This is a genomic window from Parvibaculum sp. MBR-TMA-1.3b-4.2, from assembly GCF_053628815.1.
Genome location: NZ_JBRJHC010000001.1, coordinates 2351886 through 2368666 on the forward strand (window position 1 = coordinate 2351886; position 16781 = coordinate 2368666).

Sequence of the window (16781 nt, forward strand, 5' to 3'; positions counted from 1 at the left end):
TGCATGAAAGCGGCCAAATCGATCTTTCTGCTTGCGGCGATCTATGGCTTCTTCGTCATCGTGCCTTCCTTCTTCATGGAAGCGAATTTCGCGCGTGACGAACCCTTCACGCATCCGCAGTTCTTCTACGGCTTCATGGGTGTGGCGCTCGCCTGGCAGTTCGCCTTTGTCGTGATCGCGCAGGATCCGAAGCGCTACCGGCCTTTCATCCTCGCGGCCATCGTGGAGAAGTTTTCCTTCTTTATCGCGTCGCTGGCGCTCTTTTCGGAAGGGCGCATCGTCAGCGGCGACCTGCCTGGCCCGGCGATCGACGGCATTCTGGGCATAGCCTTCGTCTATGCATGGATCGTGACTGGCCGCGCGGAACCCGCCGCAGCCGAGTGATAATCGAGAATTCGTAAACTCAAAAACGTGAAAGGGAGTATCCGATGACAGGAACCGCAAAAGGCCGCGTGGCCGGCAAGATGGCCTTCATCACCGGCGGCGCGCAGGGGCTTGGCGAAGCCACGGCCCTGATGATGGCGCGCGAGGGCGCGAAGGTGACGCTGGCCGACATCAATGTGAAGGGCGCGGAAGACGTCGCCAATCGCATCAATGCCGAGGTGCCGGGCGCGGCCTTCGCGGTCGAACTCGACGTGACGCAGGAAGATCAGTGGAAGCATGCGCTCGCCGCGGCAAACGATGCGATGGGCGGCATGAATGTGCTTTTCAACAATGCCGGTATCGGCGGCGGCACGACGGTGGAAGACACCGATTTCGAGACCTTCAAGCATGTGCAGGCCGTGGATGTGGACAGCGTCTTTCTCGGCTGCAAGCACGCCATTTCCTACATGGTGCCGCATGCGCCGGGCTCGATCATCAACACCTCGTCCATCGCGGGGCTGATCGCGGGCCACAATATGGCTGCCTATAACGCGGCCAAGGCGGGCGTCTGGCTGCTGTCGAAATCGGTGGCGCTTCATTGCGCCAAGCGCGGCTATCGCATTCGCTCCAACTCCATCCATCCGACCTTCATCGACACGCCGATCCTGGACGGCATGGCGCGGGGTATCTCGCGCGACGAGCTGAAGGAGAAGCTTGCCCGTCAGGTGCCGCTCGGCGTGGTCGGCGATCCGGACGATGTCGCCTATGCGGTGCTGTTCCTTGCGTCCGACGAGTCCAAATTCATCACGGGCTCGGAAATCAAGATCGATGGCGGCATCTCCGCCATGTAGGCGGTAGAGGGATAAAGGGGCATGGGGCTTGCAGGTTTCGCGAGACCACCTCACATTTGAGAGGTTCAAACCTCGCGAGTGCCATGCCCCATTCCTCCGCCGATTCCCGGCCCATCCTCATCGTGCTGCATCAGGAGCGTTCGACGCCCGGCCGGGTCGGTCAGGTGCTGCGCGCGCGAGGGCGCAAGCTCGATATAAGGCGGCCGGCGCTGGGCGACCCCCTGCCGGAGACGATGGAAGGCCACAGGGCGGCCATCGTCTTTGGCGGGCCGATGAGCGCCAATGACGACCTCGACTACATCAAGACCGAAATCGACTGGATCGGCGTGCCGCTAAAGGAAGAGGCGCCTTTCTGGGGCATCTGCCTCGGCGGGCAGCTTATGGCGAAGCATCTGGGTGCGACCGTCTATGGCCGGGAGGATGAGAAGGTCGAGATCGGCTATTACCCGATCCATCCGACCGAGGAGGGGCGCGACCTCTTTGACGACCCTACTTACGTCTATCAATGGCACCGCGAAGGCTTCGAACTGCCCTCGGGCGCGGTCAGGCTCGCCGGGAGCGATGCCTACCCCGTGCAGGCGATGCGCTATGGGCCGAACGCCTATGGCATCCAGTTCCACCCGGAGCTGACGGCGTTGATGATGAATATATGGCTGACCCGGGGCCGGGAACGGCTGGAGCTTCCCGGCGCCCAGCCCGCCAGCGCGCATCGCCGTGCCCGCCATCAGTATGACAGGGAGCTCAGGGCCTGGCTTGAGCGGTTTCTGGACCGCTGGCTGGAGGGGTGACCCCTCAGCCTTCGATCGGCTCCAGCGGCGGGAGCGCCAGCGTCATGTCGAAGAACTCGTCCACCAGCCGCTGCACCGGGGAATAGATACGGAAAGTCACGCGGAACGGGCCGCCCTTGGGCGAGGGCAGCCAGTTGGTGTCCTTCGTCCCGCCCGGCGCGTCGGCCTGCACCCAGATATCCGCCGAACCGTCGTCATTCTTCACCAGCGTGTCGCGGCTCGAGACGCAATAGCGGTCGAGCGGATTGTCCACGAACATGAAGCTGCGCCCGTCATACATGGTGATCGACCAGAAGCCGATGTCGCTCGTTTCGGGCACCTTGTCGGCGGGCACATGGATACGATAGCGCTTCGACGCGTCGAGCAGCTCGCCATTGGCGTCGTAGTAAGTATAGAAGTAGAGCGCCTCGTCCGGGTCGTTGCCCATGAGGCCCACAAGCGCGACGGCGGCGCGGGCGGCGTAGTCGGAGTTGAAATTGCGCGAGTAGCGCGCCGAGTCCCAACCATTGGGGAATTTGCGGCCACGGTTCTTCGCCAGATATTCCATCAGCGCAGCCCCGTCCTGCTCGGCGCGCAGAATGCCCCGGCGCGTCGCCGGATCGAGCGTATCGGGATCGAAGGGCTGGCCCGGCGTGATACCGATCCGCCAGAGCGTGGTCGCCATCGCCCTGTGTCCGGCGGGCGGCGGGTTTTCGGCCAGCAGGTCGGCGGCTTCCTTGAACCAGGCGAAGTCGCCTTCATACTTGTTGCGGTGACGCGGGGCAGGCGGCGTTGCGGGCTTGTCGCTCGGGCCGCCCTTCCATTCCGACAGAAGCGTCAGCGACATCCGGCTCTGATAGCCGCGCACGATTTCGAGGTCGGCCTCGTCCTTTGCCGCGATGCGCACCGCGATACCGCCAATATTGGTGTCGAGCCGGCGCTCGATCACGCCTTCGGGCAGGGTGCCCTGCCAGTCAGGACCGACATAGGCGATCTGCACGTGATCGCACCCATTGGTGCGCGGCGAATAATCATAGGGCTGGTTTTCGACATAGGCGTTGATGACATGAACCACCGCATATCGGTCCTTGATCGCGGGCATGTCGAGGATGACCGGCTCGGCCGTCAGATCGAGGGAGATGCCGGTATAGACCGTGTCGCAATTGGGGCTGAAGGGAAGGTCGCCCTTGGCGGAGGAAAGCGCCGTCATATGGCCGAGCTGATTGATGGGCGCGGCGGGCTCGAAGGGAACGGGGCCGGTCAGATTTTCGCGGCGCAGGCGCTCGCGTTCGGTGATGAAGAGCGGGTATGCAAAGAGATAGGCCTGTAGCGCCGTCGAATAGGCAAGAGACTCGAGGCCTTTGGCATCTATGTCGTTTGTGCCCGACGCGGACGGAATGCTGATGTTTTGCTGCGCTGCCGACATTTTTTCCTCCCGGAGCGATCCATTGTTTCCACTTGCATAGCGTGGGCCCCGGGCCAAGACTGCCCAATAGTGGGCAATTGGAGCCGGTGATGATTTTTCATTCCAGCCGGGAGAGCGACTTTCTGACGGATCTGGACGCCTCCCTCCGGCAGATGCTGTTCGACGCGGCGATCCGCAGGCAGGTGGCCGCCGGACAGGCGATCCAGCGGGAAGGCGATACCGCCCGGACGCTGATGATCATCCGGTCCGGACGGGTGAGGCTTTCGCGGACCAGTGCCGAGGGCAAGCGCATGGCGCTAGCGCATCTGGGCGATGGAGATCTGTTCGGGCTCTTCGCGCTGATTATCGGCAGGCCCAAGAATTACGATGCGGATGCCGAGATCGATACGAGCCTGCTGGTGGTCGACCGGCCGACATTCAACGGCCTGCTCGATTGCGAGGCTGCGTTCCGCAACCATGTTTTCACGTTTCTCGGGCGGCGGCTGGAATCGGCCTTCCAGGCGCTCAATGACGAGCGGAACCTGCCCCTCACGCTCAAGACGGCCAGGATGCTTCTCTATTATGCGGATGAAGAGGGGGAGGTGAGGCTCACCCAGGAGGCGCTGGCCGAACAACTCGGCGCGTCGCGCAACGGGCTCGGCCTTGCGCTCAAATCACTGGCCGGGGATGGGCTCATCGAGCGGCACTACGGCTCGATCCGGATCATCGACCGGGAGGGGCTGGACCGGCGGCTGTCGGATCAGGGAACGCAGGATGTCATCTTCTGAGCCATTCAGGAGAGAAGGCATCTTTTCGCATGTGCGGAAGAAAAGGGCGAAGGCTGGTGGAGCCGAGCGGGATCGAACCGCTGACCTCGTCATTGCGAACGACGCGCTCTCCCAACTGAGCTACGGCCCCGTTCCAGCTTGCCTCGGCGGGGCCAACAGCCCTGAGCGCCGGAAGCCGCTACATATGCTTTGCGACCGGTATATGTCAAGAGATTGGTGGCCTTCGGGGCCGCTCTCCATGGGGTCTGGAGTGCTTCGCGCGCTTGAACCGGGCGCTCTGGCCCGCTACATCTGCTTGAACGCCATGTTGTCGCGCATTTCATCCGGAAACCGGGTCGCGCTTCCGGAATGCGCTCGCGCAGATGCCACATCAGAAGGGCTCCCATGACCTCTCTCCTGCAGCTGATTTCCACCATTATCCATCTCTATGTCTGGGTAATCATCATCCAGGCGGTGCTGAGCTGGCTGATCGCCTTCGACGTGGTCAATACGCGCAATCGCTTCGTCTATGCCGTGGCCGACACGCTCTACAAGCTGACGGAGCCGGTTTTGCGGCCCATCCGCCGGGTGCTGCCGGATCTGGGCGGTATCGATATTTCTCCCGTGGTTCTCATCCTGCTGCTGATCTTCATTCAGAACCTGATGTGGGAGACCTACGCTGCCTCCCTTGCCGGGTGATCTGCCGGTCCGGCGCACACCGGACGGGGTGCTGGTCGCACTGAAAGTGACGCCCAAATCCGGGGCGAACCGGATCGAGGGGCTGGTCAGCGACGGCGAGGGAACGAGGCTCCGGCTGCGGGTTACCGCCGCACCGGAAAAGGGCAAGGCTAATGAGGCGGTGATCAAGCTTGTCGCCAAGGCATGGGGCCTTCCCAAAAGTTCTCTCAGCATCGCCTCCGGCGAGACGGCGCCGCTCAAGATGCTGCTGGTGAGGGGCGACAGCGCGGCGCTGGAAGCGGATATCGCGACATATATCCGCGCCCTCTCCTGAGGCGTTGCCGCAAGGGGCGGGGCTCTCTATAGTCCACGCGACCTTGCGTAACTGGCGAGAAGAGGTGGATCGACCACCGGGGAGCGCGAGGGTTTGTCAAACGCCGCTCGCCTGGGCACCCACCCTCGAAAGAAAGGTGCCGGCATGTCCGAGACAGTCTCCAATCGTATCGATGGCAAGGCCATCTCCACCGCGCTCAAGGCCCGCGTGGGCGAAGAGGTTGCGCGCATCAAATCCGAGCACGGGCTGACCCCCGGACTTGCCGTGGTGCTGGTCGGCACCGATCCGGCGAGCGAGGTCTATGTCCGCAACAAGGGCATCGCCACGCGCGAAGCGGGCATGAACTCCTTCGAATACAAGATGGATAGCAGCGCCAGCGAGGAAGAGGTTCTCGCCAAGGTTGCCGAACTCAATGCCGATCCGGCCGTGCACGGCTTCCTCGTGCAGTTCCCCGTGCCCGAGCAGATTTCCCAGCAGAACATCATCGACGCCATCGACCCCATCAAGGATGCGGACGGGCTCCATCCGCTCAATGCCGGTCGTCTCGCGAGCGGTTTGCCGGCCATGGTCCCCGCGACGCCTGAGGGTTGCGTCATCATGGCGAAGCAGGCGGCGGGCGGAGAGCTTGCCGGCAAGCATGCCGTCATCATCGGGCGCTCCAATCTCGTGGGCAAGCCGGTGGCTCAGCTTCTGCTGAAAGAGAACTGCACCGTTACCATCGCGCATAGCCGCTCGCGCGACCTGCCTGCGCTGGCGCGCCAGGCCGATATTCTGGTCGCGGCGGTGGGCCGCCCGAACATGGTGCGCGGCGATTGGGTGAAACCGGGCGCCATTGTTATCGATGTCGGCATCAACCGTATCCCGGCGCCGGAAAAGGGCGAGGGCAAGACACGCCTCATCGGCGATGTATGCTTCGACGAGGCGAAAGAGGTAGCCGGCGCCATCACGCCCGTGCCGGGTGGCGTCGGGTTGATGACGGTCGCCTGCCTGTTGCGCAATACGGTGATCGCGGCCTGCCGCCAGCATGGCGTTGCGCTGCCGGACGATTTCTAGAGAGAGGAAGGCCGCCAATGGAGATGCGCCAGCTCGGAAATTTGTGGCCCGTCAGTTCGCTGACACTCGGTGGCGGCGGGCTCGGCCAGCTCTGGGGCGACACGTCACGCGAGGAAGCCGTCGCCACGGTGAAGCGCGCCGTCGATCGCGGTATCACGCTGATCGACGTTGCGCCTCAATATGGGCGCGGCGAGGCGGAGACGGTGGTGGGGGAGGCCTTCGGCGGCAAGCTGCCGGACGGTGTGCATGTCACGACCAAATGCATATGTGGAAACCTGAAGCCCGACGAGATGAAGGCGCGGCTGGAAAAATCCCTGCTGCGCAGCATCGATACGATGAAGACCGAGAAGGTCGACATCTTCTTCCTGCATTCCAATATCTATCCGGCCGGCTACAGCTATGAACAGAATGGCGACACGCAGGAACAATGGGCGGTCTCCTGGCCGCGCTATGTCGAAGGCGTGATCCCCGCCATGGAGGATTTCATGGCGCGCGGTCTGATCGGCGCATGGGGTATTACCGGTGTCGGGGTGCCGATCTCCATCATGGAGGCGCTGCGCTTCGAGCGGAAGCCCGCCGTGGTGCAGGCCGTCGCCAATCTGCTCGACTCGGCGGGCGATATGCGCCGCTACGAAGAACCGGCGGAACCGCGCAACATCATCCGTACCGCAAAGAACAACGATGTTGGTGTGATGGGTATTCGTGCTGTCCAGGCGGGGGCGTTGACCGCGAAGATCGACCGCGAGATGCCCGAGGGCAGTCGCGAGACGGCGGACTACGAAAAGGCGGCGCCCTTCCGCGCGCTCTGCGCGAAATGGGGCGAAGACCCGGCTGTGATCGCTCATCGCTATGCGCTTGCCGTTGACGGCGTCGATACGGTGGTGCTCGGCGTCAAGAACCGCGCCGAACTCGACCAGCTCATCGATGCGGCGGAGAAAGGTCCGCTCGACCTCGCGCAGATCGAGGCGATCGAAGCCCTCGGCCTGCGGCGTCAAATTCCCCGGATACCGCTCGATGCGCCTATCTGACCGCGCGCGGTTCCGCGCCCGCCTTACCGGCTTTTTCCTCGTGGTGCTGACGATGGTAGCCATCATGCCCGCAGCGCAGGCACGAGACGGGCGCGTCGATGGCGGCATGGCGCGCTGGCCGGTCGGCGAAATGGCGCGCGCGCTGGACGACTATCTGCCGCGCCGCATGGCGGAGGAGAACGTGCCGGGCCTTGCCGTGGCGGTGGTCCGCAAGGGTGTGCTGGTTTTCGAGAAGGGCTATGGGCTTGCCGATGCGGTGGGCGGCCGCAAGGTGAGCGCCAATACGCTTTTCGAGGCGGGGGCGCTTGGCAAGTCGGTGGCGGCCTATACCGCGATGCGCATGGTGGGCGCGCGCCTTCTGACGCTCGACGAGCCGATTACCGAAGACGGGCAGGACGTTCCGCTCCGGCTGGTGCTGGAAGGAAAGGGCCGGCGCGCCGGTATCCTCTCCGGTATTTGGAAAAGCCGCGGCCGCGTGGCAGGCGCCGATCTGGTGATGGCGGGCGGCTATGGCGGTCTTGCCCGTGTCATGGAAGACAGGGTGGACGCGCCCTTCGAGCGCATCGTCACGGCCTATGTGTTCAAGCCTTTCGACATGCTGTCGTCAGGCTATCGGCTGCCGCAGGCACTGACGCGCTCGGTGGCGCGGGGATACGTGCCGCTCTGGCAGGCGCTTGCCGCCGTCTTCCTGCCCTGGTTCGCCATGCTCGTCATCGCGCTACCGGTTGCCTTCGCGGTCGTTCATTTCGTGCTCGACCGGATCCGGATGGTGCCCCGCGATTTCGTCATCGCGGTGGGCGGGGCCTTTGTGGCGGCGATGGTGCCGACGGGGCTTTTCATCGGCTGGCCTATGCTTGCCGTGGTGCTGGCCTATGCCGTCACTTTTCTGGTCTGTCTCGGGCTTGCGGGATTTCTTTTCTGGCGTTTTTTCGCACTTGTTTACCGGCCCGGCCAGGGCGTTCTTCGCCGCGGTCATCGAGGAGAGGAGCGCGCGCTGGTTTTCGGGCTGCTGCTGGCGCTGTTTGCGGCGTTCCTGTTTCTGGGGCGCAATGTGCCGGTGCCGACGCTTGGCGGAAACGAGCCGCGCGTGGCGCTGTCGCTTCGAACCAGCGCGCATGATCTCGGTCTCTTCGCGGAAGGTTTTCTGGCGTCGAAGGGTCTCGATCCGACGCTGCGCGACATGATGATCGGCGACGGGCGCGAACCGGCGCTGGGCTTTCACACGCGTTCGACGCGGGAAGGTTTTACGTTGTGGCAGTCGGGCGACCGGCCGGGCTTTACGAGCCTCGTCGTCATCCACCCGTTACGTGGCGACGCGGTGGTGCTGCTTGCCAATACGAACAAGGCGGCGGACCTCGTTCAGGAGGCCGCCGCCCAGATCATGGGGATGGAGGCAGGCTGGCGCCTGCCCTGAATAGTCTCGGATATCGTCAGGCCGCCTTGCTGCCGGCCTCGATTGCCTTGACGATCAGCTCGCGTGCCTTGTCGGCATCCTGCCAGCCATCGACCTTCACCCATTTGCCTTCCTCGAGGTCCTTGTAGTGCTCGAAGAAATGGGTGATGCGCTGGAGCAGGATGTCCGGCATGTCGGTGTAGTTGTGCACATCCTTGTAATAGGGATTGAGCTTTTTCACCGGTACGGCGAGGATCTTTTCGTCCTGACCGGCTTCGTCATGCATCATCAAGACGCCGATGGGGCGCGAGCGGATGACAGCGCCCGGCACGACCGGGATGCGGCTGACCACCAGCACGTCGATCGGGTCGCCATCGTCGGAAAGCGTATGCGGCACGAAGCCGTAATTGCACGGATAGTGCATTGCCGTATGCATGAAGCGGTCGACGAAAAGCGTTCCGGACGCCTTGTCGAGTTCATACTTCACCGGGTGGCCGCCATGCGGCACCTCGACGATGACGTTGAGGTCTTCGGGCGGATTTTCCCCGATCTTGATGGCATCGATACGCATCTGACTTCCGTTACTGACTGTTTCTTACGAGTGCTGGTAGGGGGTGGTTACTTGCCGACCCGCTTGTTGCGTGCGGCAAGAAGGCGAAGGCGCAATGCGTTGAGCCTGATGAAGCCCTCCGCGTCCTTCTGGTCATAGGCGCCAGCATCGTCCTCGAAGGTGACGTGCTGCTCCGAATAGAGCGAATAGGGCGATTTGCGGCCGATGACGCTGACGGACCCCTTGTAGAGTTTCAGGCGCACCGTGCCCGTCACCATTTCCTGGCTCTTGTCGATGGCGGCCTGCAGCATTTCGCGTTCGGGCGAGAACCAGAAGCCGTTATAGATGAGCTCCGCATAACGCGGCATCATTTCGTCTTTCAGATGCGCGGCGCCGCGGTCGAGTGTCGCCTGTTCGATGCCGCGATGGGCAGCAAGCAGAACGGTGCCGCCCGGCGTTTCGTAGATACCGCGCGACTTCATGCCGACGAAGCGGTTTTCCAGCAGGTCGAGACGACCGATGCCGTTTGCGCCGCCCAGTTCGTTGAGCTTCGTCAGCAGCGTCGCGGGGCTCATCTTCTCGCCGTCGACGGCGACCGCGTCGCCCTTTTCGAAATCGATCTCGACGATGGTCGGCTTGTCGGGGGCCTGTTCCGGAGAGACGGAGCGGCTATAGACATATTCCGGCGCTTCCTCGAAGGGGTCTTCCAGCACCTTGCCTTCGGCGGAGATGTGCAGAAGGTTCGCATCGACGGAGAAGGGCGCTTCGCCGCGCTTGTCCTTGGCGATCTGGATCTGGTGCTTCTCGGCGAATTCGATCAGCTTCGTGCGGGAATTCAGGTCCCATTCGCGCCAGGGCGCGATGATCTTGATGTCGGGATCGAGCGCGCCGTAGCTCACTTCGTAACGGACCTGGTCGTTGCCTTTGCCGGTCGAGCCGTGGCTGACGGCGTCGGCGCCCGTCTCATGCGCAATCTCGATCTGGCGTTTGGCGATCAGCGGCCGGGCGATGGAGGTGCCCAGCAGATAGACGCCCTCATAGACCGCATTGGCGCGGAACATCGGGAAGACGTAGTCGCGGACGAATTCCTCGCGGAGATCTTCGATATAGATCTCCTTGATGCCCAGCATCTCCGCCTTCTTGCGGGCGGGCTCCAGTTCTTCGCCCTGGCCGAGATCGGCGGTGAAGGTCACCACCTCGCAGCCATAGGTCTCCTGCAGCCATTTCAGGATCACGGATGTGTCCAGCCCGCCGGAATAGGCAAGCACGACCTTTTTCACGTCTTTCACGTCGTTCATCGACGCCGCTCCGATAAATTGGGATTTGCAGCCACCGATCTGACGGGGCCGAGCGGTATCTTTACCGCTTTGCGGCGCACTATAGGCATATTGAGAGACCGCACAACCGGGGCGTTTATTCGTCCTCTCCCCGTCGTCTAGTCCTCCGCGGGGCCTCTGAGAACCCGGCCCATGCGGCGGACCAGCAGATAGATCACCACGATGAAGAGCGGGCCCAGAACGGCCTTCCAGGTGAGCGGGTTGCCGGGCAGGGTCTCTCCGAAGGGGGCCTCATGCAGGGCCTCCAGCGGATAGGCGAGGATGCTCAGCAGATAATAGGCGATGGCGACGGCGGAGAGGCCTTCCACCATCTCCTGCAGGCGGAGCTGGAGCCTCACGCCCCGCTCTACGGAGCCCAGAAGCCGCTGATTTTGCTCCTGAAGGGCGATATCGACCCGCGTCCGCAGCAGTTCGGAGGCACGCCCGATATGCTCCGACAGCGTGTTGAGACGGCGGCTGACCGCCTCCACGGTGCGCATGGCAGGGCGGAGGCGCCGGGTCACGAAGGTCGAAATCTGCTGGTATCCCTCCATTTTCGCCTCGCTGAGTTCGCCGAGGCGGCGCTCCACCAGCTCGTAATAGGCCCGCGAGGCCGAAAAACGGTACTCGGTCTGGGCCGACAGCCTTTCGGCATGGGCGGCCATCTCGGTCAGCCGCGCCAGCTGCTTCTGCTCGCCGTCCAGCCCCCGGATCGTGGCGGTTTCGGCGGCGATTTCGGCCAGAGCCGCTTCCATATCGCCGATTTCGGGCGTGACCTCGCGGGCCAGCGGAAAGCCCAGAAGGGCCGTCATCCGGTAGGTTTCGATTTCGATCAGGCGCTGCAGCATGCGGCCCATCCGGCCGGGGCGCAGGCTTTCATTGGCAATCAGGATGCGGCCGAAACCGTCCTCGTCGAGGCGGAGATCCGTCCAGGCGGTGGCCAGGCCCTGCGCGAGGCGGGAGCCGGTCAGCTTGTTTTCACCGAAAACCGAGGGCAGGAGCGGCTCCATTTCGGCCTCGGCGCGCGGGATGACGGCGATTTTCACCGCGGTCAGGATTTCCCCGTCGAAAAGCCCCGCGGCGCTGTCGGGCAGATCGGAGAGCGGTGCGCAGGCGAAGACCTCCTCGGGCGTCATCCCGCCTGCCAGCGGCTTGAAGAAGGTGTAGGTCGAGAATTCGGTATGCCGCTCCCAGACGAGGCGGACGGGCCCCAGATCGTGCGACAAATGATTGCCGAAATCGCGCGTCAGGGGCGCGTCCATATCCTCGGCCAGTTCGCCGATCCGTTCGCGTTCGGCCTGTGCGCCACGCTCGCCGGTCAGTACGGCGAAATGGGTGCAGAGAATCTGGCCTTCCACATCGGTGGGCGGGCGGCTGTGAACCTCTTCATGGAGGTTGCGGCGAAGCGAATATTCGGTGAGGCTCTTGAGGGAGAGCGGCATGAGGGTCTTTCCGGCCGTTCGTTTGGCGCGATCATAGGCGATAAGCGGCCCTGGCGGAAACGTGGGGTAGAAGCGCTTATGTCAGCGCGCGCCACAGCTCGGCGGCGAGCACGATCATGCTGAGCGCTGCGCCCAGAACGGGGACGATAAGCGGCACCCGGAATGCCGCCGGCGTTTGCTCCCGCAGCCGGAGCGCGATGAGGGAGCCGTTCACCAGCGCGAAGATGGTGAGCACGATATAGGATGTGGTGCGGGCAAGGCCTTCCAGCGGGAAGAAGAGAGCGAGCAGGACGGTGATCGCCGCCACCAGCCCCGTGGCGATGAGCGGCGTGCGGGTTTTCGGATGCACCATGCCGAACAGGGCGGGGATCGCGCCCTTGCCCGCCAGCCCGTAAATCACGCGGGCACCCATCACCATCTGTACCAGTACCGTATTCACCGTGGCGATGACGGCGATGCCGGCGAAAAAGGCTGCGTCATGTCCCGTCGCCCGCTCGAAGACCAGCGCCAGCGGCGCGCTGCTTGCGGCAAGATCGGCGGGTGCCACAGTGTGGAGTGCGACCGCCGCGGTGGCGATATAGAGAAGCGTGGTGATGCAGAGCGTCAGGATGATGGCGCGCGGCATGGTTCGCTCCGGCGCCTCCGTCTCTTCCGCCATGTTCACCATGTCCTCGAAACCGATAAAGGCAAAGAAGGCTAGCATCACGCCCGCCGCGACACCTGCGAGGCCGAAAAAGGGCAGGCCGTCCGATGAGAGGAAGGGCAGGAACATTTCCGTCAGCGTCGCACCCTCGCCGGGCGAGGCGAGCCCCGCCGCAATAATGAGAAGGAGACCGCCTGTTTCCACCAGTGTGAAGAGGATGGCGACGGTAACCGTCTGTACCACGCCCCACATGGCGACGCCCATGAGCAGTGCCACAAAACCGACCTTGATGATGAAGGGCGGCAGGGGAACCATCGCGCCGATATAGCCGGCCGCGCCATTGGTGACGGTTGCGGAGGAAACGATGCCTCCCGCCACCACCATCAGGCCGATCAGAAGCGACAGCCATGAAAGCCTGAAGCCCGCCAGCACATAGGCCGCCTCGCCCGCCGCGAAGGGCATGCGCGAGGACAATTCGCCGAAGCTGAAGGCGGTCGGTGCGATGAGCAGTGCGGCCAGGAGAAACGACAGCGGTGCCGCGGCGCCCGCCGTTCCGGCGACAGCGCCTGTCAGCACGTAAATGCCTGCGCCCACCGTGACGCCGACGCCATAAAGCGCGAGCGGAACGAGACGGATGGAACGGCGAAGGGGGGTGGGCGTGTCGCGCTCGGTCATGCGGTTCTCTGGTGTGGTGCGCCTCTGGCGCCGCAGGGGGGGCGCATGATTGTGCCTCAATCGGGTCTTGTGTTCACGGTCTCTGTGCTAGGCTTTGTGCATATTGGAGAAGGGGCCACACATGTTCACAGTCGGAATCATCGTCCTCATCGTTCTCGTGGCCGGGTATGGCTGGTATGTCAGCCTGATCTCGCGGCGCAACAAGGCGCGGGAGGCGATGTCCTCCATCGATGTGCAGCTCAGAAAGCGTTTCGACCTCGTGCCCAATGTCGTGAAGCTCGCGCAGAATTTCATGACGCATGAGAAGTCGCTGCTGACGGAGCTGACCGCATTGCGTTCGCAGGTGGAGCAGCCCTACAAGCGCGACGACCCCGACGATGTGAAGGCGCATCTCGACGCCTCGAAGAAGCTCGATGCCGGTCTTCGGCAGCTTTTTGCCGTGGCGGAGAATTACCCGCAGCTTCGTTCGTCCGACACGATCGTCCGGGCGCAGGAAACCTTCGAGGAGGTGGAGGCGAATATCGCGGCGGCGCGGCGCTTCTACAATGCCTCGGTCACACAGCTCAACAATGCGGTGGAAATCTTCCCCGGCAGCATCATCGCCAATATGGCGGGTGTGCGCTCCATGCCCTTCTACGAAGTGGAAGAGGCGGCCCGTGCGCCTATCGACGTCGACGATTACATGAAGCCGGCCTGATCCGATGTCGCGGGAGATGCTGGATGCGGTGGCCGACGAGCGGGCGCGCGCGTTTGACGGGTTTCTGACCGCGGAGCTGGAGCCCTGGCTTGTGGTGAAGGAAGGCGAGCGCGCAAAGATCGCGCAGCGCTCCTACATCCTCGCGGGCGCGGCCATTCTCTTCGCCATCGCCATGGCGCTGGCCCTGTCGACATCGATGGAACTTCAATTCGGCCTTTTCGCAGGCGGTTTCATCGGTATCGCGGGAACGGGGCTAGCGCTCTGGCCGCTCAGCTCCTGGGGCAAGAAATTCAAAGCGGACCTTTTCTCCCGCATCTTTCAGTGGTTCGGCTACGAATACAGTCCCGATGCGCCGGTAACGCTGATGGAGCCGCTGCGCCGATGCGGCATTCTTCCCGGATATGACAAGCGGCATCTGGAAGATCATGTCTGGGGTGAGATCGACAAGGCGCGTTTCGAACTTGCCGACTGCAAGCTCATCGAAGAGCATCGCGACAGCAAGGGCCGCACCAGCGAGACCACGGTGTTCCACGGGCTCATCGGCTATTTCACCTTTGCGAAGCCCTTCTCGGGCCGCACCGTGCTTCACAGCGATCACGGTACGATCTTCAATGCGCTGGGCAGCATCGGGCGCGAGGGCGAGCGCGTGGTGCTGGAAGATCCGAAATTCGAGGATACGTTCGAGGTCTATTCCACCGATCAGGTGGAGGCGCGCTACCTGCTGACGCCTGCCTTCATGGAACGACTATTGGCGATGCACGATCGGCTGGGCGGACGCATGCAGGCGGCCTTTATGGACGAGAAGCTCTATCTCTCCGTTCATCTGGGTAAGGACCATTTTCGCAACCCGTCGGTCTTCACCCGGGTGGACGATCCGCAAAAGGTGGAACGTCTCGTTGCGCCCATCCTCTTCATCGCGTCGGCCGTGCGGATATTGAAGCTCAATCAGGAGACGAGAGTGTGAGTGAAACAGTCGATTTCTGGTACGAATTGGCGAGTACCTATTCCTATCCGGCGGCGATGCGGCTGGAGGATGAGGCTCGGAAACTGGGCGTCGCTCTTCGCTGGCGGCCTTTTCTGCTCGGGCCGATTTTCGGCGCGCAGGGGTGGAATGACAGTCCGTTCAACATCTATCCCGCCAAGGGCAAATATATGTGGCGGGATATGGAGCGTATCTGTGCCGCGCAAGGCCTGACGCTGAAGGAGCCGGTGCGTTTCCCGCAGAACGGGCTTCGCGCCGCGCGCATGGTGCTGGCGCTGCCGGAAGCGCTGCGGCCTGCCTTCACGCGAGAAGTCTATGTCGCGAATTTCGCGGGACAGAAGGACATTTCGGACGGGGATGTGCTGGCGCGTATTCTCGTCGCGCTGGAGGTTGAGCCTCAGCCGGTGTTGGAGAAGGCCGGCAGCGACGAGGTGAAGGCCGCACTCAAGGCGCAGACGGACGAAGCCATCACGAAGGGTATTTTCGGCGCGCCGAGTTTCACCGTGGGAGATGAACTCTTCTGGGGGAACGACCGGCTGGAACAGGCGCTGGCATGGGCGGTGCGCTGAGCGCTAGTGAAACCGGTCGGGCAGGTCGGCTTCGGGGATCAGCAGATCGTCCACGATATCGAGCCAGACTTCCTCGATGAGTTCCGCCTTGCCTTCGCCCTGCGGGGTGCGGCCTTCGCGCTTCTTCGTCACCTGCTCGAAAGCCTTGTCGCGGTCTTCCTTGCGAGACCAGCGCGCATAAGCGACCCAGTCGCCGTCCTCGGTCTTGTGAAGACGCGAGCCGCCACCGCCATAATGTTTCATCACGTCTTCGGTGATTTCGTGCCAGCGGCGCTTGAAGTCTTCTTCATGTTCCGGCGCGACGCGCCAGCGATAGATGACGGTGATCATGGGTGCATTCTCTACTTCTTACCCTTCATTTCGTCTCGGACTTAAGAAGCTGGGTCGTCATTTTCCAGTAGGTAAACCCAGCTGCCAAGCCTCCGCCAGTTGCAAAAAACATCTCACATGTCGAGATGTCGGCGGAAGGAGCTGTGCTGACGAGCGATGAGAATATAAATCCGCTGACAGCTCCGTTTGCCATGCCGACCACCAAATAGAAGGCCGGATGGCGAATTACGAGTATTTCGTCCAATGCGATGAACGCGAGTGCACCGGGCAGGGCAAAGGTTGCGACGATCAACCAGGCAGGGACGGTGGAAAGATACGCTAAGAGCAAAATTCCCGGGATTTCGCTATTGCTAGCCGCTACGAGAATGTCGACGACATTCGCTACCGATATGAAAATGGCGGCGGCCGCACAGGCGGCGCCATAGGTCAGAAGTAGGCGCCGGGCTCTAGTCATACTCACTCATGCTTCACTTGCGGCTGTTTCGCTGTGAGGAACGAGTAGCTCCATCCAGCTACAATACCGCCGATGCCAAAGAATGTGGCCACGTATGGAGCGGGTGCCAACGTCATGTTGAGTTTCAGCGCCGATATGAGTCCCGCTGAACCCAACGCGCAGACAAACAAGCCCGTAGCGACGAATATCAACCTGCTTGTGTCGCCGCGCCATTCTGTGATGGGCAGGAGAATGAGCGATGCAGGGAGAGTGATGGCAATAAGCAGGCTAAGGAAAATAAGGCCCATTAACATGTAAGAGATCAATAGGCGCCCAATGTCGGCGGTATGCCAAAGATCGAGACTAAAATTACCAAGGGTGAGTTCGACACCATTGTTGATGTGAAATGAAAAATTGTCGGCCGCCAAAATGAGAGTCATCACCAGAGCAGCGGCCGTGCAGGCGGTCAGATAGGCTCCTGCAATGCGAAGGAGCCGTCTCATGC

The 16781-nt window shown here is 62.6% G+C and carries 20 protein-coding genes, 1 tRNA gene and 1 riboswitch; of the genes, 12 read left to right on the plus strand and 9 right to left on the minus strand.

Annotated elements, in window-relative coordinates; translation table 11 throughout:
* The first annotated feature begins 3 nt into the window (after positions 1–3).
* From ACSSVQ_RS11265 to ACSSVQ_RS11275, 3 genes are all read left to right on the plus strand, one after another.
* On the plus strand, positions 4–384 hold the full coding sequence (locus ACSSVQ_RS11265; protein WP_454183135.1) for a hypothetical protein: 381 nt from the start codon (positions 4–6) through the stop codon (positions 382–384).
* 44 nt (positions 385–428) lie between these two features.
* Positions 429–1214, plus strand: coding sequence for an SDR family oxidoreductase (locus ACSSVQ_RS11270; RefSeq protein ID WP_454183136.1), 786 nt, complete (start codon positions 429–431; stop codon positions 1212–1214).
* A gap of 83 nt (positions 1215–1297) precedes the next feature.
* Entirely contained in the window at positions 1298–2002 is a 705-nt protein-coding gene (locus ACSSVQ_RS11275; RefSeq protein WP_454183137.1) for a glutamine amidotransferase, read from the plus strand.
* Between the two features lie 4 nt (positions 2003–2006).
* Here the strand turns inward: ACSSVQ_RS11275 and ACSSVQ_RS11280 are convergent, their stop codons facing one another.
* A complete protein-coding gene (locus ACSSVQ_RS11280; RefSeq protein ID WP_454183139.1) occupies positions 2007–3407 on the minus strand; it encodes a DUF1254 domain-containing protein in 1401 nt (466 codons plus the stop codon).
* Positions 3408–3496: 89 nt separating this feature from the next.
* Here ACSSVQ_RS11280 and ACSSVQ_RS11285 point away from each other — a divergent pair, with 89 nt between their 5' ends.
* Positions 3497–4174, plus strand: a complete 678-nt coding sequence (locus ACSSVQ_RS11285) for a Crp/Fnr family transcriptional regulator (protein WP_454183141.1) — start codon at positions 3497–3499, stop codon at positions 4172–4174.
* Between the two features lie 54 nt (positions 4175–4228).
* Here ACSSVQ_RS11285 and ACSSVQ_RS11290 read toward each other — a convergent pair.
* Positions 4229–4304: transfer RNA gene (locus ACSSVQ_RS11290), tRNA-Ala, on the minus strand.
* Positions 4305–4558: 254 nt separating this feature from the next.
* On the opposite strand from ACSSVQ_RS11290, the gene ACSSVQ_RS11295 reads away from it, so the two are divergent.
* The 5 genes from ACSSVQ_RS11295 to ACSSVQ_RS11315 all read left to right on the plus strand — a co-directional run bounded on the left by ACSSVQ_RS11295 (position 4559) and on the right by ACSSVQ_RS11315 (position 8660).
* Positions 4559–4852, plus strand: a complete 294-nt coding sequence (locus ACSSVQ_RS11295; protein WP_454183142.1) for a YggT family protein — start codon at positions 4559–4561, stop codon at positions 4850–4852.
* Positions 4842–5165: a DUF167 domain-containing protein gene (locus ACSSVQ_RS11300; RefSeq protein ID WP_454183144.1), complete on the plus strand. Its 324-nt coding sequence runs from the start codon at positions 4842–4844 to the stop codon at positions 5163–5165. The genes ACSSVQ_RS11295 and ACSSVQ_RS11300 overlap by 11 nt, the downstream gene beginning before the upstream one ends.
* A 37-nt stretch (positions 5166–5202) precedes the next feature.
* Positions 5203–5289: riboswitch (ZMP/ZTP riboswitch) on the plus strand.
* A 20-nt stretch (positions 5290–5309) separates the two neighbouring features.
* Positions 5310–6218 carry a bifunctional methylenetetrahydrofolate dehydrogenase/methenyltetrahydrofolate cyclohydrolase FolD gene (folD, locus tag ACSSVQ_RS11305; RefSeq protein WP_454183146.1) on the plus strand — a complete coding sequence of 303 codons (909 nt, stop codon included), beginning with the start codon at positions 5310–5312 and terminating at the stop codon, positions 6216–6218.
* Positions 6219–6235: 17 nt separating this feature from the next.
* Positions 6236–7246 carry an aldo/keto reductase gene (locus tag ACSSVQ_RS11310; RefSeq protein WP_454183148.1) on the plus strand — a complete coding sequence of 337 codons (1011 nt, stop codon included), beginning with the start codon at positions 6236–6238 and terminating at the stop codon, positions 7244–7246.
* Complete coding sequence (locus ACSSVQ_RS11315; RefSeq protein WP_454183150.1) at positions 7233–8660, plus strand: serine hydrolase domain-containing protein; 1428 nt, start codon at positions 7233–7235, stop codon at positions 8658–8660. Before ACSSVQ_RS11310 ends, ACSSVQ_RS11315 begins: the two co-directional genes overlap by 14 nt.
* Before the next feature lie 16 nt (positions 8661–8676).
* Here ACSSVQ_RS11315 and ppa read toward each other — a convergent pair whose 3' ends face one another.
* The 4 genes from ppa to ACSSVQ_RS11335 form a co-directional block, all read right to left on the minus strand.
* A complete protein-coding gene (gene ppa / locus ACSSVQ_RS11320) occupies positions 8677–9210 on the minus strand; it encodes an inorganic diphosphatase (protein WP_454183152.1) in 534 nt (177 codons plus the stop codon).
* Between the two features lie 47 nt (positions 9211–9257).
* Positions 9258–10487 carry an argininosuccinate synthase gene (locus tag ACSSVQ_RS11325; protein ID WP_454183153.1) on the minus strand — a complete coding sequence of 410 codons (1230 nt, stop codon included), beginning with the start codon at positions 10485–10487 and terminating at the stop codon, positions 9258–9260.
* A gap of 137 nt (positions 10488–10624) precedes the next feature.
* Entirely contained in the window at positions 10625–11947 is a 1323-nt protein-coding gene (locus tag ACSSVQ_RS11330) for a DUF3422 family protein (RefSeq protein ID WP_454183155.1), read from the minus strand.
* A 76-nt stretch (positions 11948–12023) separates the two neighbouring features.
* Positions 12024–13265, minus strand: a complete 1242-nt coding sequence (locus ACSSVQ_RS11335) for an APC family permease (RefSeq protein WP_454183157.1) — start codon at positions 13263–13265, stop codon at positions 12024–12026.
* A 121-nt stretch (positions 13266–13386) separates the two neighbouring features.
* Between ACSSVQ_RS11335 and ACSSVQ_RS11340 the strand changes: the two genes are divergently transcribed.
* Genes ACSSVQ_RS11340 through ACSSVQ_RS11350 form a run of 3 tightly spaced genes read left to right on the plus strand, consistent with a single transcriptional unit; the run spans position 13387 to position 15513 of the window.
* A complete protein-coding gene (locus ACSSVQ_RS11340) occupies positions 13387–13962 on the plus strand; it encodes a LemA family protein (RefSeq protein ID WP_454183159.1) in 576 nt (191 codons plus the stop codon).
* A 4-nt stretch (positions 13963–13966) separates the two neighbouring features.
* Positions 13967–14926, plus strand: coding sequence for a DUF3137 domain-containing protein (locus ACSSVQ_RS11345; RefSeq protein WP_454183161.1), 960 nt, complete (start codon positions 13967–13969; stop codon positions 14924–14926).
* Positions 14923–15513 carry a DsbA family protein gene (locus tag ACSSVQ_RS11350; RefSeq protein ID WP_454183163.1) on the plus strand — a complete coding sequence of 197 codons (591 nt, stop codon included), beginning with the start codon at positions 14923–14925 and terminating at the stop codon, positions 15511–15513. Before ACSSVQ_RS11345 ends, ACSSVQ_RS11350 begins: the two co-directional genes overlap by 4 nt.
* 3 nt (positions 15514–15516) lie before the next feature.
* Here the strand turns inward: ACSSVQ_RS11350 and ACSSVQ_RS11355 are convergent, their stop codons facing one another.
* From ACSSVQ_RS11355 to ACSSVQ_RS11365, 3 genes are read right to left on the minus strand one after another with little or no spacing between them, the layout of a single operon-like run.
* Positions 15517–15843 (minus strand): antibiotic biosynthesis monooxygenase family protein, encoded by a 327-nt coding sequence (locus tag ACSSVQ_RS11355; RefSeq protein ID WP_454183165.1) that lies wholly within the window; start codon positions 15841–15843, stop codon positions 15517–15519.
* Between the two features lie 25 nt (positions 15844–15868).
* Positions 15869–16297: a hypothetical protein gene (locus tag ACSSVQ_RS11360; RefSeq protein WP_454183167.1), complete on the minus strand. Its 429-nt coding sequence runs from the start codon at positions 16295–16297 to the stop codon at positions 15869–15871.
* A 2-nt stretch (positions 16298–16299) separates the two neighbouring features.
* Entirely contained in the window at positions 16300–16779 is a 480-nt protein-coding gene (locus tag ACSSVQ_RS11365) for a hypothetical protein (RefSeq protein ID WP_454183169.1), read from the minus strand.
* Positions 16780–16781 lie beyond the last annotated feature (2 nt).

Excerpts from the sequence above, each read along its gene's own strand:
- ACSSVQ_RS11265 (WP_454183135.1), top strand. The coding sequence starts at position 4 with ATGAAAGCGGCCAAATCGATCTTTCTGCTTGCGGCGATCTATGGCTTC.
- ACSSVQ_RS11270 (WP_454183136.1), top strand. The coding sequence starts at position 429 with ATGACAGGAACCGCAAAAGGCCGCGTGGCCGGCAAGATGGCCTTCATC.
- ACSSVQ_RS11275 (WP_454183137.1), top strand. The coding sequence starts at position 1,298 with ATGCCCCATTCCTCCGCCGATTCCCGGCCCATCCTCATCGTGCTGCAT.
- ACSSVQ_RS11280 (WP_454183139.1), bottom strand. The coding sequence starts at position 3,407 with ATGTCGGCAGCGCAGCAAAACATCAGCATTCCGTCCGCGTCGGGCACA.
- ACSSVQ_RS11285 (WP_454183141.1), top strand. The coding sequence starts at position 3,497 with ATGATTTTTCATTCCAGCCGGGAGAGCGACTTTCTGACGGATCTGGAC.
- ACSSVQ_RS11295 (WP_454183142.1), top strand. The coding sequence starts at position 4,559 with ATGACCTCTCTCCTGCAGCTGATTTCCACCATTATCCATCTCTATGTC.
- folD (WP_454183146.1), top strand. The coding sequence starts at position 5,310 with ATGTCCGAGACAGTCTCCAATCGTATCGATGGCAAGGCCATCTCCACC.
- ACSSVQ_RS11310 (WP_454183148.1), top strand. The coding sequence starts at position 6,236 with ATGGAGATGCGCCAGCTCGGAAATTTGTGGCCCGTCAGTTCGCTGACA.
- ACSSVQ_RS11315 (WP_454183150.1), top strand. The coding sequence starts at position 7,233 with ATGCGCCTATCTGACCGCGCGCGGTTCCGCGCCCGCCTTACCGGCTTT.
- ppa (WP_454183152.1), bottom strand. The coding sequence starts at position 9,210 with ATGCGTATCGATGCCATCAAGATCGGGGAAAATCCGCCCGAAGACCTC.
- ACSSVQ_RS11325 (WP_454183153.1), bottom strand. The coding sequence starts at position 10,487 with ATGAACGACGTGAAAGACGTGAAAAAGGTCGTGCTTGCCTATTCCGGC.
- ACSSVQ_RS11330 (WP_454183155.1), bottom strand. The coding sequence starts at position 11,947 with ATGCCGCTCTCCCTCAAGAGCCTCACCGAATATTCGCTTCGCCGCAAC.
- ACSSVQ_RS11335 (WP_454183157.1), bottom strand. The coding sequence starts at position 13,265 with ATGACCGAGCGCGACACGCCCACCCCCCTTCGCCGTTCCATCCGTCTC.
- ACSSVQ_RS11340 (WP_454183159.1), top strand. The coding sequence starts at position 13,387 with ATGTTCACAGTCGGAATCATCGTCCTCATCGTTCTCGTGGCCGGGTAT.
- ACSSVQ_RS11345 (WP_454183161.1), top strand. The coding sequence starts at position 13,967 with ATGTCGCGGGAGATGCTGGATGCGGTGGCCGACGAGCGGGCGCGCGCG.
- ACSSVQ_RS11355 (WP_454183165.1), bottom strand. The coding sequence starts at position 15,843 with ATGATCACCGTCATCTATCGCTGGCGCGTCGCGCCGGAACATGAAGAA.
- ACSSVQ_RS11360 (WP_454183167.1), bottom strand. The coding sequence starts at position 16,297 with ATGACTAGAGCCCGGCGCCTACTTCTGACCTATGGCGCCGCCTGTGCG.
- ACSSVQ_RS11365 (WP_454183169.1), bottom strand. The coding sequence starts at position 16,779 with ATGAGACGGCTCCTTCGCATTGCAGGAGCCTATCTGACCGCCTGCACG.